Source organism: Microcoleus sp. LAD1_D5 (assembly GCF_036702115.1).
Classification (GTDB): domain Bacteria; phylum Cyanobacteriota; class Cyanobacteriia; order Cyanobacteriales; family Microcoleaceae; genus Microcoleus.
In genome coordinates this window covers 45,988-61,951 of record NZ_JAUBSA010000012.1, presented here as the reverse complement: position 1 = coordinate 61,951, position 15,964 = coordinate 45,988, and the positions used below count along the sequence as shown (strand labels likewise).

Annotated in this window: 16 protein-coding genes; 9 read left to right on the top strand and 7 right to left on the bottom strand. The window is 45.6% G+C overall.

What is annotated here, in order from left to right; genetic code table 11:
• Window positions 1-317 precede the first annotated feature (317 nt).
• The 4 genes from QUA70_RS08255 to speD all read left to right on the top strand — a co-directional run bounded on the left by QUA70_RS08255 (window position 318) and on the right by speD (window position 4,953).
• On the top strand, window positions 318-1,520 hold the full coding sequence (locus QUA70_RS08255; protein WP_333331709.1) for a histidine kinase: 1,203 nt from the start codon (window positions 318-320) through the stop codon (window positions 1,518-1,520).
• Window positions 1,521-2,507: 987 nt separating this feature from the next.
• The gene (locus QUA70_RS08250) at window positions 2,508-2,663 is read left to right on the top strand and encodes a hypothetical protein (protein WP_333331706.1); all 156 of its coding nucleotides are present in this window, start codon (window positions 2,508-2,510) and stop codon (window positions 2,661-2,663) included.
• A 345-nt stretch (window positions 2,664-3,008) separates the two neighbouring features.
• Entirely contained in the window at window positions 3,009-4,070 is a 1,062-nt protein-coding gene (locus QUA70_RS08245) for a pentapeptide repeat-containing protein (protein WP_333331703.1), read from the top strand.
• 460 nt (window positions 4,071-4,530) lie between these two features.
• A complete protein-coding gene (gene speD, locus QUA70_RS08240; RefSeq protein WP_006633984.1) occupies window positions 4,531-4,953 on the top strand; it encodes an adenosylmethionine decarboxylase in 423 nt (140 codons plus the stop codon).
• Between the two features lie 84 nt (window positions 4,954-5,037).
• Here the strand turns inward: speD and QUA70_RS08235 are convergent, their stop codons facing one another.
• A complete protein-coding gene (locus tag QUA70_RS08235; RefSeq protein WP_333331701.1) occupies window positions 5,038-5,634 on the bottom strand; it encodes a hypothetical protein in 597 nt (198 codons plus the stop codon).
• Between the two features lie 145 nt (window positions 5,635-5,779).
• On the opposite strand from QUA70_RS08235, the gene queF reads away from it, so the two are divergent.
• The gene (gene queF, locus QUA70_RS08230; RefSeq protein WP_333331698.1) at window positions 5,780-6,199 is read left to right on the top strand and encodes a preQ(1) synthase; all 420 of its coding nucleotides are present in this window, start codon (window positions 5,780-5,782) and stop codon (window positions 6,197-6,199) included.
• Between the two features lie 116 nt (window positions 6,200-6,315).
• On the opposite strand, the gene QUA70_RS08225 is transcribed toward queF, so the two are convergent.
• From QUA70_RS08225 to QUA70_RS08210, 4 genes are all read right to left on the bottom strand, one after another.
• Complete coding sequence (locus tag QUA70_RS08225; protein WP_333331695.1) at window positions 6,316-6,456, bottom strand: hypothetical protein; 141 nt, start codon at window positions 6,454-6,456, stop codon at window positions 6,316-6,318.
• 313 nt (window positions 6,457-6,769) lie between these two features.
• Window positions 6,770-8,182 carry a cytochrome c biogenesis protein gene (locus QUA70_RS08220; RefSeq protein WP_333331693.1) on the bottom strand — a complete coding sequence of 471 codons (1,413 nt, stop codon included), beginning with the start codon at window positions 8,180-8,182 and terminating at the stop codon, window positions 6,770-6,772.
• Window positions 8,183-8,507: 325 nt separating this feature from the next.
• Window positions 8,508-9,239 (bottom strand): cytochrome c biogenesis protein CcdA, encoded by a 732-nt coding sequence (locus QUA70_RS08215; protein WP_445251649.1) that lies wholly within the window; start codon window positions 9,237-9,239, stop codon window positions 8,508-8,510.
• Window positions 9,240-9,784: 545 nt separating this feature from the next.
• A complete protein-coding gene (locus QUA70_RS08210) occupies window positions 9,785-10,501 on the bottom strand; it encodes a pentapeptide repeat-containing protein (RefSeq protein ID WP_333331690.1) in 717 nt (238 codons plus the stop codon).
• Window positions 10,502-11,094: 593 nt separating this feature from the next.
• Between QUA70_RS08210 and QUA70_RS08205 the strand changes: the two genes are divergently transcribed.
• Window positions 11,095-11,805, top strand: coding sequence for a tetratricopeptide repeat protein (locus tag QUA70_RS08205; RefSeq protein WP_333331687.1), 711 nt, complete (start codon window positions 11,095-11,097; stop codon window positions 11,803-11,805).
• A gap of 106 nt (window positions 11,806-11,911) precedes the next feature.
• On the opposite strand, the gene QUA70_RS08200 is transcribed toward QUA70_RS08205, so the two are convergent.
• Complete coding sequence (locus QUA70_RS08200; RefSeq protein WP_333331684.1) at window positions 11,912-13,261, bottom strand: peptidylprolyl isomerase; 1,350 nt, start codon at window positions 13,259-13,261, stop codon at window positions 11,912-11,914.
• Window positions 13,262-13,380: 119 nt separating this feature from the next.
• Here QUA70_RS08200 and QUA70_RS08195 point away from each other — a divergent pair, with 119 nt between their 5' ends.
• A complete protein-coding gene (locus tag QUA70_RS08195) occupies window positions 13,381-13,932 on the top strand; it encodes a peroxiredoxin (RefSeq protein WP_333331681.1) in 552 nt (183 codons plus the stop codon).
• A 238-nt stretch (window positions 13,933-14,170) separates the two neighbouring features.
• Window positions 14,171-14,332 (top strand): hypothetical protein, encoded by a 162-nt coding sequence (locus tag QUA70_RS08190; protein ID WP_333331678.1) that lies wholly within the window; start codon window positions 14,171-14,173, stop codon window positions 14,330-14,332.
• On the opposite strand, the gene QUA70_RS08185 is transcribed toward QUA70_RS08190, so the two are convergent.
• Window positions 14,329-14,685: a phosphate-starvation-inducible PsiE family protein gene (locus QUA70_RS08185; protein ID WP_333331675.1), complete on the bottom strand. Its 357-nt coding sequence runs from the start codon at window positions 14,683-14,685 to the stop codon at window positions 14,329-14,331. The genes QUA70_RS08190 and QUA70_RS08185 overlap by 4 nt on opposite strands.
• A gap of 532 nt (window positions 14,686-15,217) precedes the next feature.
• Between QUA70_RS08185 and QUA70_RS08180 the strand changes: the two genes are divergently transcribed.
• Window positions 15,218-15,820: a superoxide dismutase gene (locus tag QUA70_RS08180; protein WP_333063623.1), complete on the top strand. Its 603-nt coding sequence runs from the start codon at window positions 15,218-15,220 to the stop codon at window positions 15,818-15,820.
• The last annotated feature ends 144 nt before the right edge of the window (window positions 15,821-15,964 follow it).

Here is a 15,964-nt window from a genome sequence, read left to right as displayed (position 1 = left end):
CGGCATGGTAAGATTGCTTTGGGAGCGGATCGCAACGCTTAGGTGACTCTCTAGGGAGAGCGGGGTTTTAAGTTAATAGAGTGTAAATTGAATATAAAATTCACGCACTCAAAACTCGCGCAATACCTGCAACTTCCCCTTCCCAATTTTCGATTTTTCAGCCCGGATAATTAGTGGGAAACCAACCTGAAGATAGAGGTGGAAGTTATTCCCGCCGACCGATGAAAATTGTTGGGAAAAAATGACTAAATGTGATTGATGGCAGAGCATAAATTCTGTGGTTGTGTAAAAGTAGTATATTTTTCAGGAGAAAAAAAATGGCTGTAGGTCAACATAAGCGAGCTGTAGGAGCATTTTCTAATTACCGAGATACGGAACTAGCCCTGATGGAGCTGCAAAGTACCGGGTTTCCGATGAATAAAGTTTCGGTAGTTGGGGAAAAGCTCGATCACACCGAAATTGCGGGCGCTAGCGCTGGTAAGAGTACCGACGACCAAGTGGGCGGTGGCGCAAAAGCAGGCGCGACAGCGGGAGTCGTGACGGGCGGTTTGATTGGGTTGCTCGGAAGTATTGGGGCACTAGCGATTCCGGGAGTGGGCCCGGTGATGGCGGGGGGCGCGATCGCCACTCTGCTAGCAGATACTGTGATTGGAGGCGCGATTGGGGCGGCAGCCGGCGGTTTGGTAGGCGGTTTGGTCGGTTTGGGAGTTCCCGAAGATAAAGCTAAAGTTTATAGCGATCGCGTCTCGCGCGGTGAATATTTGGTATTCGTAGAAGGAACCGATGCCGAACTTGCCACCGCCGAAGGAATTATGAGCGTCCGGGGCATTCAGGATTGGGGCATTTACGATGTGCCGGCAGACACCGGCCGCAGAGCTTCGAGTCGCCAGAAGCGCGCCGTGGGAGTATTTTCAACCCGCCGCGAGACGGAACACGCACTGGGAGAACTGAGAACTGCCGGTTTCGACATGAATCGGGTGTCGGTCATCGCTAAGGATGCTGACTCTAAAGGAGACATCGCAGGCATTGACGTGCACGACAGCACGGACAACAAGGCCGATGAAGGGGCCACAAAGGGCGCCCTCACAGGTGGCACTTTGGGCGGTTTGACAGGCTTGTTGGTAGGTCTGGGTCTAGTCGCAATTCCGGGCATCGGGCCGATTATGCTGGCAGGAGCCTCAGCTACGGCGATCGCCACTACACTCGCCGGTACGGCGTTGGGTGCGGCTGCGGGCAGCTTGATCGGAGCTTTAGTCGGTATGGGAATTCCCGAAGAGGAAGCTAAAGCATACAGCGATCGCGTGGCAAGAGGAGATTACTTGGTACTCGTTGACGGCAGCGAAGCAGAAGTCGCTAAAGCTGAAACCATTCTGAGCCGCGGAGGTATTCAGCATTGGAACACCTACGACTATCATCCCAGCGGCGATAGCGCTCGCACTGATTACGGCACTCCTGGGGTTGATACTACCGCTGGTATTTACGATCCCACTCGTGGCGCTACCGGCCGCCCTCTGATTTAATAGTTCAGAGTTTGTTTGGGTATTGTTTCTACTTCCTGCAGAGTAGTCCCACTCGCGCGATCGGATTGGGGAAAGTGATCCAACCAACACCGGCGAGCTAGGAGTTTTACACTTCGTCGGTAAAATGATCTCAAAAGTCGGCTTTTTTTCTGAAAGCCGGCTTTTGTTTTGTTCTGGAAACTTAAAAAAGCCACCTCTCAAAAGTTTAATGTTGATTGGGGGCCCAGTCCGTGAGCTGGGCTTTGTGCCGGAGGATCGATCGGTTCCCTGAATTTTTTCAGCCGAAATCTGCACCGATTTTTTAGTCTGTAACACTCACTACAGCTCGATTGCAAACCCTGCTGTATTATGAAATTAGATGACATAAATTACAGCAAATATTGCCCAGTTAGTCAAAGAGCGACTATCTTTAATTATGGGGTGTCTAATTTCACCAACTTATACAGGTGAAGTAGCCAGCCCCGCGCGCCCAGAAATGCCTGCCGTGGTCGGTAAATATTAGAAGAATAATATTGTCAGATCCTTCGGGCAAGACTTAGGCTGGTCATTAGTTGGCTGTAGCAGCAGACTTGCCTTTGGCAAAACCTGCTATAGGAATACAGTTTTTCTGGGAATGCCTCAGCGAAACATTTGAGAAGCCCAGGAACAGCTTTTATGTTCGGGAGCGCGTCTGGTGTAGGGTGGTCTGTTAATTAGAACCGCAAGCGCTCATGGATCGAGTAAACATTAACAGCAAGCACAGCAGCGCGGGAGCACAATGGCTCGCGACGCATTTTTTGGCGAAATCTCAGGCAAGGGATAGTGTGTTGCTTCCTGCGCCCGTGAGCCGCTTAGAATTCAGAGGGAAACAGCCTTCCTGTTGGTTTTCACTGGCGCGCAGCACAGTGGGGGGAGGTGAAACTAGCTGAGCTGACCGAGCTCTGCTTTCATGGGCGCTCGAAGATAGAAGGCACTTATGTAGAAGGCATTTGGGGTTGAAGCTCCGATATGTTGTTTCTTGATTGCACTAATAAATTCGATCGCCTGTACTGGCAAATTTTCGGGTCAGAATGCGGCGCGGATGCCGCCAGCAATACCCCAAATATTCGATCGACGTTGACTCGTAGCGATCGACAACTTCTCGGTATTTTGGTAACTGGTTAGCAGTTAATAGTTAGTGATTAGCAGTTAGTATAAATACAACTAACAATTAACAACTAACATCAACCGCCAACTAATTACTAGCCAAATAATAGTTACAGGGCTTACACGTGGCGAGAAACTCGGTTTCTTCATGAATGCCGCGCTGAAAACACCCAGATTCTTTACGAGAAACCGGGTTTTTCGTGAGTTATAACTAGGTGAGCAGGGTGATGCTAGGAATCAACCAGTTTTGACAATTGTTAATGTGGCAGTATAGGTTGAAACAACTTACTGCCAAACACGATAGTACAAATTTTCAGACAACATAGAACATCGAGAAATTAAGGAAACTCACTCAATTTTTTTATGAATTTCACTGAGCTTTTAAGTGCCGATGAACTTTTAACTAGACATAGAAACGGGGAACGAGATTTTCGAGGGGCTAACCTCATTGCAGCTCATTTGAGTGAAGCTAATCTCAGTCGAACAAATTTGAGCAACGCTAATTTGAAAGGTGCCAACTTAATTAGAAGCAAACTGATTGGAGCTAATTTAAACGCCGCCGACTTGAGCGGGGCTAATTTGTCTAAGGCGAAATTAATTGAAGCTAACCTCGGAAGTTCTAGTTTAACTGGAACTGTGGCGATCTCCGCAGATTTTAGCGGGGCAAATCTCAGCGGAGCAATATTGTCTCAGGCTGACTTGAGCAAAGCTGTGATGACGGGAGCGAGTTTAGTAGGAGCTTGTTTGCTAAGCGGCTCAAAACTAACGGAGGCTAATTTGAGCGGGGCGACGCTGAGCCGAGCAATTATGAGCGGGGTTGACTTAAGTAGAGCAAATCTGACGAGAGCGATTCTCAGCGAGGTAGATTTGACCGGGGCGAACCTGAGCGGAGCAACTTTAACTCGGGCTTATCTCAATCGCGGAAATCTCAGCGGCGTCAATTTAGTTGGGGCTTGTTTGAGCGAAGCAAGTCTGCGGGAAGCTTCTATTAGCGCTGCTAATTTAAGCGGTGCTGACTTGAGCGGTGCTGACTTGCAATCGGCCAATCTAAATGGCTCTAATTTGAGCGGTGCCGACTTGCAGGGAGCTAATTTGAGTAAAGCTAATTTAAATGGTTTGATTCTGCACAATGCGGATTTGAGGGCTGCGAATTTGAACAAAGCTTCTTTGCGGGGAGCTAACTTGAGCGGTGCGAATTTGGCAGGTGCTAGCTTGCTGGAAGCGGATTTGCGGGGGGCGAATTTGAGTCACGCCAATTTGTCGGGAGCGGGTTTGCTCCTAAGTTCTCTGACAGGGGCGAATTTGACAGGAACTAATTTGTCCGAGGCTAATTTGATTGGGGCAAGCTTGAATGTTGATAATTTGAATGAAGCAGCTTTGGGCGGGGCGATTTTGCCGAATGGAGCTACTCACAGCCGGGATTGATCAAGGGAGCATCTCAGTTTTGTAAAAAGCATTTTTTTTATTGTAGTGCGAGCGTCCCCGCTCGCGTATTGTACAATACGCGAGCGGGGACGCTCGCACTGTAAATGCAAAAGTGAGATGCTCCCATTGATCAGTTGATTAAGGGAAAATAGTTTTGAGTTTTAAGTTAAAGATTATTTAACTTAAAACTCAAAACTTTTCGAGCTTCAGCCCCATCGGCAACTTCTTCAACCGGATTCGCGGTATCAACCCTACTCTCAACCGCAATTCTGTCGCCGTGCAGTTCCACAAGTTGACGCGCGCGCGCCAGCCCCAATCCCAAACTCCCAAATCTACGACTTAGGGCTCCATCCTCCTAATCTTCATCTTTCTTTGTGAAAGATACTTGCAAAATTTTTGACACCGTGCTATGGTTAAAAGGTTTGAGACTTAGAAATCAATAGAGGTAAAACCCCGCAGAATGAAACAATTGGGAACCCATCTGGTCGCTGATGCTTGGCAGTCTCCTGGAGACCTGCTCAACGATCCTGAACGTATCCGCCGCGCTATTCTCGATGCGATCGAAGCCGGAGGAGCTACTCTCATCGATTTGTGCGTACACCAGTTTAGTCCTCACGGAGTGACAGCTACTGCTACTTTGGCAGAGTCTCATATAGCAATCCATACTTGGCCTGAACACGGTTATTTTGCTGCAGACTTATTTTTCTGCGGAGCCGGCGACCCTCACCGAGCCATGAAGGTGCTACAGACAGCTTTGGAAGCTAAACAGGTAAAACTCACTGAGTTCACGCGCGGTTTCGAGCCAGGGGTGGGAATTGTAGGCTCTGCTTGTGAAGAGCAGTATGCCCCTCGTTCAGTAGAAACGAGTGCCGCCAGAGGATGATGGCCAATTAGCGTAACTTTGAACAATTTATGCTAGGTTTTGTTTAAAATCCCACGGATCGAACCGTGGGATTCTTGTTGGAATTTACTTTTTCATTAATAAAGGGCGGACAACTAAATAACCTGCACCGAAAGCTGCAATCACAATCAGAAAAATTGCGATCGCCAACCACAATCCGCTTAAGTCTGAGGTTTTTTTGAGTTGAGATCGCACACGGTAAGGAGTTTCCGGCACCTCTGTAAATAATTTTTCGGGAAGTGGCTGCGGCATTGAGGTGGCTGTTGGCTGCGTTTCCGGTAGTGGGAAGGGGAAAGCCACTGTCTGAGGTGGTTGAGGTATGGCAGAGTTAGTCTGGGAGGTTACAGGTGGTGGGGGCGGAGGTTGAACGCTGAAATTAAATTTGACTGACGGCATTTGAGGCATCCCTGTCTGGGTGACACTCTGAGCCGAGTTGACTACTTGCTGTAACTGTTGGGATACTTGAACTACTGTTTCTACTTCTCGCCGCAGTTGTTGATTTTGTTGGACTAATTGCTGATTGTGGGTTTTGAGGGAATCGAGCATCGCTTGGGCTGCTTGCAGCTCTGCCGTGACTTCTCGATAGAGGGAAATCGGTACCGATGGAGAGTAACTATTGGAGTTTTCAGGGGAAGTATTGTCAGATAAGGTAGTATTTTGCATAATTGTAGATGGCGAGGGTGAACTTGTTTTAGTTTAGCCTGAGAGTATTTGCAATTAGATCGATCGCAACACAATTCGTCAAGATATTTGTTACAGATATTGAACGTAAATTAAATTTAATGTTACAAGTTATTAGTCAATCGCTATGAACAACTACGCAGCCGAACAAAGTATGTCGCAAAAGTCAAGCACCGAGGAAATGAAATACGGCGAACGCCAGATTTTGGAAGGGGAGTTAATTACTTTCCCCAATCCGCGAGTCGGGCGGCGCTACTCAATTAACATTACGTTGCCGGAGTTTACTTGCAAGTGCCCATTTTCTGGCTATCCCGATTTTGCGACAATTCACGTTACTTACGTGCCAGACGAGCGGGTGGTAGAGTTAAAGGCGCTGAAACTCTACGTTAACAGTTATCGCGATCGCTACATTTCTCACGAAGAATCGATCAATCAAATTTTAGACGATTTTGTGGCGGCTTGCGCGCCGCTGGAAGCGACGATTAAGGGCGATTTTTCGCCGCGCGGGAACGTCCACACCGTGATTGAGGTGCGGCACGAGAAGTAGGTGAAGTCCCTGTGAGTTGTCCGCCCGCTTCAAGTGTTTTAGCGGGCAGGTATCTCATCGGAGAGAGATTCCAATGACATAAATTGTTTGACATCTAATATTTCAATCAACACCAGTTATCCGCTGCTAGAATAGTGCAGAATCATGTTTCCTTCATCTTCGGCATAGGCGATCGGGCGATGGCGTTCCGCCCCGCAAGCTACGGAAATTTCGATCAGCATCGCATCTACATCAGGGCTATATCTAATCTTTTTCATATCTTGACCTCTTACCAGGATAAGCAGTAATTACTAAAATTTTCTCATGATATTCTTGGTAAACTACTCTTAGGACAAGCCCATTCAATCTCTGTTGACAAATAAACTTTCATTCACCACTTGCTTCTAACTTAGTAGGGCTTCTAATAGTTTCACAAATCAAATCTGTTGATATTGTAAGCCCGCGACTTTCTAAAACCTCTATTTTTAGTAATGCGTGTTGACTGAATTCAATCCTTTTTGTCACATTTATTTCCTCTTTAATTATCCTTTTTATCCATCGGTGTAAGGTGGGGCAATGCCCACCCTACAATTAATTTTGACTGGCTAGAGAAGTCTCGGCGATCGCACTTTTTTCCTCGGCTGTTTTCGATTCGGCCAACTTGTCCAAAATCTCCACAACTTCTCTTTCAAAAGTCACCTGAGCGCGATTTGTGCGCCCGCCGACGTATAGTTTGCCGTCCTTTTCCAAAGCCCAAATCTGCGAGTGAGACAGATAGCTCATCAGCACGCTGAGCATTAGCAACCCGAAGCCAGTATAAACGATCGGAATGCCCGGATCAGCTTTAATTTGCAATCCCGTACTGCCTACAACTTCGTCAATTGCCAGCATCACTCCGTTAACTTCCACCGCTGTGCCGGCGCGAACTGTAGTTAACAATTTGCCATCCGTACCGTACACTAACATCGTTCCTTGCAAGTCTTTTGCTAGCAGAGAAACTCCCGCACTCAAATCGGGTTTTGTGGGAATCCAAGCACCCCAAATTCGACCTTTACCTTGGGTGTCTAGCTGAGCCATTGGCAATTGTAAAACCGGGCTTTTGTTGAGGCGAACTCGCACGGCGGCTATTGCCCAATCTGCTTGATAAAATGTGACTCCCCGGTATCTGAGGGGCTCGTTAACGTGAATGGTTTTGCGATCGACTTCTTGGCCTGTTTTGTCCAAAACTGACAAGTCAGAGTAAAATTGGTCGATCGCACCGCTCGGACTATAATCGATCCAGAACCGATTAACTCGCATCGACCAATCCTTCGGTATTTGCGGCCCCGCCCAAGGCCCCGCATCCAGGATATTCTTCACCTGAAATGTTTCGCCGCTGGGAACCATTTCTTGACCGAGAAATCCCGTCATCGCGCCCCACATCGACCCAGCTAAAATAATTAGCATACTGGCGTGAACAATAATCGGGCCGATTTTACCAATTATTCCCTTGCGAGCATAAACTTTTTCGCCTTCTCGAAAGATGCGGTAGTTTTTTTGCTGCAAAAGGTATTCTAGCGAAGTTAAAGCAACTGTTTCTAATTCCGCACTGAGAGCTAATTTTTCAAACTGCTTTGGTTCTTCATAAAATTTCCAGCGGCGCGCGGCTTTTAATGCGGGAAATTGTCGGGTAAATGTACAAGCTGTTAAGCTGCTGCCGAACAAAATTAGGATGGACAAAAACCACCAAGTGCGGTATACGTGGTCTAGTCCTGCAATTAGCACAACTTTCCAAGTTAGGAAGCCGAACAAAGCCGGGTGTTCTGGATAGTTAGATTGGTAAAACGGTACTGATTGACCTTGTTCGATGACAGTGCCGGAAATGCTGAAAAATGCGATCGCCAGCAGTAAGATAATTGCCAGCCGCAAATCTGCTAGCACCGGCAAGATTTCTCGCTTGAAAAACCTTTGAGGGGCAGTCGCCCAGTTTGATAGTTTAGAGAGAAATACTTCTTTTGATGTCATTGGTAATTATGAAGGAAGTTCGGCAACGGATTTTGTAACGGATGTAACGGATGTCAGGAAGTTCGGCAACGGATTTTGTAACGGATGTAACGGATGTAACGGATGGAAGAAGGGAGAAGGAAGAAAAAGGAGCTAAAAACAAAAAATGAATAAAATATTATTATTTTTATCGAGGAAGTCTCAATCAATTTTGAATTCTTTCTCTTTTCTTTCTTTCTTCCTTCGTGTTCTTCGCGTCTTCGCGGTTCGTTAAAAAAACTTAATTCACGCATTCCGTAGTGACTGCTATATCTTTAAATAAGGACTGAAGTCCTTACTACTAAACTTAAGCGGGAAGGATGCGGGAAAGCAGAGAGAAAACGCCAAATCCTACTAGCAAAACGCCACTAACAGGCGTAATCCAACTCGACCACCGACGTAATTCTAACAACTTTTTAATGCTGGCCGTGAAAGTACCTGCTATAATCAGCGGAGCGACGTAGCCAGCAGCGTAAAACAGCAGCAACACACCACCTAAAACTGTATCTCCCGTTTTGGAAACCCAAGCTAAGAGTGTAGCTAAAACCGGCGTGCTGCAGGGAGACGCTACTAAACCAAAAGTTAAGCCCAATAAGTACGATCGCACCCCCGCCGGCAAATCTTTTGGAACCCACCCCACAGCGTCGAAAGACGGCATTTGTAAGGGTAAAGCTTCGAGTAAATTCAGCCCCATTAGAATAGCAATAATGCTGACAAGAATCGGCAAACCCAGGCCAATTTTGCCGTAAACTTGTCCCGCGAGTGATGCTACAATACCTAAACCCGCAAGGGTGGTGGCCAATCCCAGGGAAAACCATGCAGACTGGGCTGCAGCTTGCAGGCGACTTTTTGCTTCGTATCCGCCGATGTAGCCGATCGTGATTGGCAACATAGAAAGCATACAGGGCGTTAAGCTCGTTAGCAACCCTGCCAGAAAGATGACTCCGATGCTGACTAAACTGAGGTTTGTCAGTTGAGTATTTACTAAATTATTAGCAAATTGTGCGAGTTCGTAAAGTTGAGTTTGCAGGGTTTCCATCAGTCGATTTTAGATTTTAGATTTTAGATATTAGATTGACTCCACAGCCGATCGATTTTAGATTTTAGATATTAGATTGACTCCACAGCCGATCGATTTTAGATTTTAGAGATGCTCTACAGATGAATCTGGGAGTTTAAACTAAATATCTAATATTTTTGCTCTTCACGACTCCTGTCGGGGGCTTGTATCCCTAGGCAGGTGACTTCCGGTTCGGGGCTGTTCTGGCTTTGTTGAAAATTGTAACAGATGCGCGCTGGTTCGGTTTGAGATTTAAGATTTTAGCGATATTTACTGGTTGGGAGTTAAAAGGTCGATCGCACCCTGGTTTAAATTAATATCTTGACAGCATCCTCAACAAGCTGTTGGCAACGGGCGCAGCTTGGGAGTTAAAAGGTCGATCGCACCCTGGTTTAAATTGATATCGTGACAGCATCCTCAACAAGCTGTTGGCAACGGGCGCAGGTACAGCAGATAATTCATTGACTGCGAAATCGGCCCGAAAGCCTGTTGTTGAAATTCTCCAAGCAGACTTTAATTTAACTCTACTTTAAATTAAAGCCACTTTCTTCATTAATAGAGCCGTCTGGCATTATTGCCCCTGCCAGCACCGCACCTCTGAGATTTGCTCCCGTTAAAATAGCGCCTTCTAAATTAGCATTGCTCAAATTTGTGACTTGTTTGGAACCTCGGAAAAAGAAGCTGTGCAAGTCAGCACCTGTTAAATTAGTGTCTGCCAAATTAGCATATTGCAAGTCAGCACCGTGCAGCGTCGCATCCGTTAAATTAGCTTGGGTAAGATTGCTTCCCCAAAGTCGAGAATCTAAGACATTAGCATCCTGTAAATTGGCGTGGCTCAGATTTGCCAAAGTCAGATTCGCATCCCACAACTTCGTGCAGTTGAAATTAGCTTCGGTTAAATTGGCTCGACTGAGGTCCGTGCCTAAAATATCAGCATTTGCTAAATTAGCGCTGCTGAGGTCTGCGTCAGAAAGATCCGCATTTTTTAAGTTAGCACCGGACAAATTAGCACCGGACAAATTAGCCCCGGACAAATTAGCTTCTTGGAGATTAGCTCCCCGCAAATCGACAGCGCTCAAATCGCACTGTTTCCACAGAAAGCTGACGCACCAATTATCTTTTAATAGCTGACTCAAATCCTCCGAATTCGCGGCCATCACAGGAGGAGTTAAGTAGAGAGTGAACAGGACAATCGCCAACACCGCAGCGAAGAAAGTTTTCAACCTCATAACTCTTTTCATTGACACTAATTTGGGTCATAAATTATTGATGTCTAATCAAAGCATAGCAAATAATCTGCAACTTTCCTCAGCAAGATTACTCAAAAATATTAGTGTAATGAAAGGTTAATCAGGGTTGGCGCAGGCACAAACTTAACTCAGCCAGTCTTAGACGCGCTTTGAGCTAGAAACCCGGTTGCTTCACAGATGCCTCGCTGCCAAACTAATATTTTTCCTAAAAACCTGGTATAAGATAACCGCAAGTTCGATCAAGATTTGCCAGTGCAATATCGCTACAAAGTAATACTTGCAGCAGGCAGTTGCGATCGCTTCCCCAGGGGCATACCTGCAAACAATCCTGGTATAAACTGCTCAATATGGGAATCAAGAAACCGCTTCTCTAGCCTACAAGCCTTATATTTAAAGGGTTCTAGACGCAATTTTTGTTAATTGCGATCGGCATCACTAACTAAGCCCAACTTTCATCACACAACTCAAGCCCCAGTATCACCCAATCGCATCAAACTTATCACGTTCATGAGAGTATGGATATCACTGCCAATAGCTCAAGTATGGAGGAAAATAAGAGCATACAGTTGAAAAACACTTCTCCCATGCCTACTATTCCCCTTCTCCCAACCCAATTAGTTGTTACAACTATTGTCAATTCGATCGAATCTTTGGGATTTACTAATATTGCAGGCGTATTTTCGGGGGAGCAAGCTGAATCCCGACAAGAGGCCAATATAAAAGTTAGTACCAAAAAGTTTTACACTCAGGGTTTAAAAAATCTCAAAAAACAAGACTTTCACGGTGCGATTAAAAATTTTACTGCCACAATTAACATTAATCCGCAATTCGCGTCAGCTTACAACGATCGCGGTGTGGCCCGCTACAAATTAGGCTACAAGCAATCGGCGATCGAAGATTTAACTACAGCCATCGAACTCAATCCTTACCGAGCTAAGTATTACAGCAATCGGGGGTTTATTCTGACTCGTTTAAAAGATTATACTGCTGCGATCGCAGATTACAACTCGGCACTGCTGCTCAACCCCAATTTCACCCAAGCTTACTTTAACCGAGGTGCAATCCGCCTGCAAATGGAGAATTCCCTGGCAGCACTAGCTGATTTTGAGTCAGCAATTCACCTTGATCGCGATTTTGCTAAAGCTTACTTCAACCGAGGAGTGACTAGATATAAATTGAGAGAGGTTCAGGGAGCATTTGAGGATTTCCAGAAAGCAGCAGGGCTTTTTAAGCTGCAGGGGAGAATGGATTATTATCAAGAGGCAGTTTCTCAAATTACAAAGCTATGGTGTTAGTTGAATTTGGCAATTGGGAATAGGGAATAGGGAATTGGGGAATTGGGAATGGAGAATTGGGGACTTTGTAAGGTGCCGCATAAGCACCCTACACCTATAGTTAAAGTTAGCCAATTCTCAAGGCTGCATCGCCAGTTGGTAGATCGTTAGGACGAGCAATCGTAGATAAAGGAATTGCAAAGGCTGCATTTTGAACAGAGGCGACAGTAGAATTTTGTACCACCGTAGAAGCCCCTGCCAAGTTAATGACAGTATTGCTTCCAGATTGAGTGAATGTAGTATCGGATAATTTTCCTGTCAAAGCAATACGATCGCCTTCCTGTGGTCTAAAATCAACTATTGTATGACTTGTCGGGGGTAGGGTAATAAAAGGAAGAGAAGCAGGATCTACTCCGAGCAAAACAAAAGTATCTGCACCACTACCTCCTGTGAGAGTATTGTTGCCGGTATCTCCAATCAAAATATCATTGCCATCACCACCAATTAAGATATCATTCCCTTGACCGCCTCGCAAAAAGTCGTTACCAGCATCACCATTGAGAGTATCGTCAGCGAAATTGCCAATCAGAATATCGTTGCCAACACCGCCGCTAATCGAGTCGTTGCCTTTGCCACCTCGCAAAAAGTCGTCACCCGCTTCGCCCGTGAGGGTATCGTTGCCTTGGCTGCCATTAATTGCATCATCAGTGGGTGAACCGAGGATGCGATCGTTTGCGCTACCTCCCAGTACACCGCTGGGATTTTGCTGAGAGTCTTGGGAAGTGACTTGATAGTTGTTGGGGGTATTTGGCAGTCTGAGCGCTCCCAAAGATAGATTTACGAAATTGGTACTATTAATTAAATCGTTGAGCACATTAACATCGCTAATTATGCTAGAAACCCGACTGGGAACGATTCCTTGAACGACTTTTGCAGTTGAAATGCGATCGCCCTGCTGCACCGCATTCACCGTTTCAAAACCTTGAATAACGTTGCCAAAAACAGCATAATTACCATCCAAAAATGGCAAATCATCCAAAGCAAAATAAAACTGCGAAGAAGCCGAATCCAAAGCATTAGAACGAGCCATTGCCACGGCCCCGCGAGTGTGCTGCAACTGCGGCGTCTGGGTTACAACTTGGTTGTAAACAGGTTGCGCGGCCCCTTGCGGCTTAATTTCCAAAGGAATAAAACGCGCCTGATTGGTATCCGGGTCAATAAAACTACCCGTTCCCAATTGACTGGCTGGAATTGTAGGATCTTTGCTGCGCGGATCGCCTCCTTGCACCACAAAAGGATCTGGCTGGCGCACAACGCGGTGAAACATCACCCCGTCGTAAATGTCGCGTTCAACTAAGTCAACAAAATTCCCCCCAGTAATCGGGGCATTAGTGCCGTCTACTTCGATCGTAACGGGTTGACCGTTAATTACCTGGACTACTATAACTTTGCCTGTTAACGGGAGTGCAGCGCTCATGGGTAAATTGCTATTTGAGTGAGTGATATTGGGGTTTTAGAAGCAATCCGCGAATTGCCCCTACCCATTTAATCAGAAAACTGTAAACTTGTGTTAAGTACAGTTCTACTTCTAAATTTATGATGTCTCGCCGCAACTTTTTTAGCACTTTATTGGCAATTTGTCTAGTTTTTCTAAGTTTCAATTTTGCCACACCTGCATTTGCCCTCGGCGGCAAGCTTCCTCCGGTAAATCAACCAGCGCCGGAGTTTTCTTTGCCAACCAACAGTGGCGACGGACAAGTCTCCCTCTCCGATTATCGCGGTAAGTGGCTGGTAGTCTATTTCTATCCGAAAGACTTTACTTCGGGTTGTACGATCGAAGCACGGAGATTTCAGGAAGACTTGCCGAAATACTTGGCAAAGAATACTCAAATTATCGGCATTAGCGCTGATGATGTCAACTCTCACGCGGAATTTTGCGATTCCGAAGGTTTGAAATTTCCGCTGTTAGCGGATACCGACGGTAAAGTGAGTAAAGCTTACGGTTCTTGGATGAGTTTTATCTCCGCGCGACACAGTTTTATTATTGACCCTGAAGGCATTTTGCGGGAAACTTTTGTGAAGATTAATCCGGCGATTCATTCTAAAGAAGTCTTGGCTCGTTTGGGGGAATTACAGGCAAACGGGTAATACCATTTTAGATTTTAGATTTTAGATTTTAATAATTAGGAATGGCCGATGAAGCTTGTATTTGTAGTGAGGACTAACGTCCTCTGTATTTTCAGAGGATTTTAGTCTTAAGTAAAAACGTTATCAGGTTGATTTTACGGGAAATGATGGCTGGTAACGTGACAAGCAATATCAGAGTAAATCTAAAATCTAAAATCGCCTGTGCCGCCCTACTCAATGAGAATTAAACTGGCGATTGATGGCAACAGAATCGGAAGAAGATTCCGGCTCGGAAATTTTTCTATTTCTGTTAGCAAGGCGGCGTTCCGGGTCAATTCCCTCGAAGGTTGGTGGCAACCAAACTCGGACTACCAACAACACTCCCAAAACTAGCAAAAAAGCGCCTGTTGATAATATTTAACCCCAGGGAGTTTCCAGCACTCCCCGCACGATAACTTCTCGTAAAACAGATACTATACAAACTTCCACAGCCACCCCTATCGAAACGCGCTTCTCTTGCAAGTAAATAATTAGCAGCCGAAATAATTCCACCAAAACTAATAAAAATAGAATGTCTGCCGTCACTTGCTGAAAATTCAAAGGAGGCAGCAGCGAGAAAAACATTTCTCGCAGTTCGATTACCATGAAACAGAACAAACCAATACACAAAGAAATTACAATTAAATCTTGAACTGTTTCGAGAGCGCTGACTATTAATTTTAGATTCAACCATTGCGGGGGGTGATTAATCTGGTTATTTGAACGGTTTTGCATAGACGGCTCCTCCAATCTGTTTGACTTGTTTACAGCTTAAGTTAAAGTGAGCTTATCTTTGACAAAAAATCCTTTTAATTTATTTATAACCATTATAAAAATTCCCTCTGTTGACAATTTCCCACAAACTTTTATTTACCGCGCAGGCGGGTTGACATTTTGCAAAATTTTGTGCTATTCACGACCTGCTATTAGTAGATTTGACTGGTGGAAAGCAGAAGCCAATCGATTTTAGATTTTAGATTTTAGATTGAAGAATGGGATTTTTGAAAAAAGCGACCTCACGGATGAATCCGGGGGCTAGTTATCGGATACTATATTTTTTATTTCTGCACGGATGAATCCGGGGGCTTGTACCCTGGCTGATGAAGGTCAAAATCCTAAAATGCTGCAACTGCTATAAAATAGGAAAATTGTAAAGAATTATTTACCACAGCTTGATAAACTCAAGCTAGTGACTCTCGGCTTTAATCATACAAAAGCCACCAAGTCAACCGAAAAACCAAAAGTAATCCAGAGAGGATTGAACACAATGGCATTTGAACTCGCACCATTACCTTTCGCCGCTGACGCGCTAGAACCAGCTCATATGTCGGCCAACACGTTTTCGTTCCACCACGACAAGCACCACGCTGCTTACGTCACCAATCTGAATAAACTGATTGAAGGGACTGAAATGGCGAGCAAATCCCTTGAAGAAATTGTCAAGGAATCTGCTAAAGACCCATCCAAAGCAGGCATTTTCAACAATGCAGGTCAAGTTTGGAACCACAATTTTTTCTGGAATTCGCTCAAACCGGGCGGCGGCGGTACTCCCACAGGAGCTTTAGCTGACAAAATCAACGCCGACTTCGGCAGCTTCGACAAATTCAAAGAAGAATTCAAGACTGCTGCGACAACTCAGTTCGGTAGCGGCTGGGCTTGGCTGGTTGTGGACAACGGTACTTTGAAAGTTACCAAAACTGCTAACGCTGACACCCCGGTAGCACACGGGCAAACTCCGTTGCTGACTTTGGATGTGTGGGAACACGCTTATTATTTGGATTTCCAAAACCGCCGTCCCGACTACATTACTAATTTCTTGGATAATTTGGCTAACTGGGATTTCGCAGCAGCAAATTTGGCTGCGGCTTAGTAGCATCTGAGTTTGAGGACTAAAGTCCTTACTACACAACTTGATAGGTTGGTAGTGAGGACTTTAGTCTTTGTTGAGATGAGTATTAATTAACTTGAGTTTGACGGGCGGGGTGCAACCCAGGGTGCAGCGGTGAAAATAAAC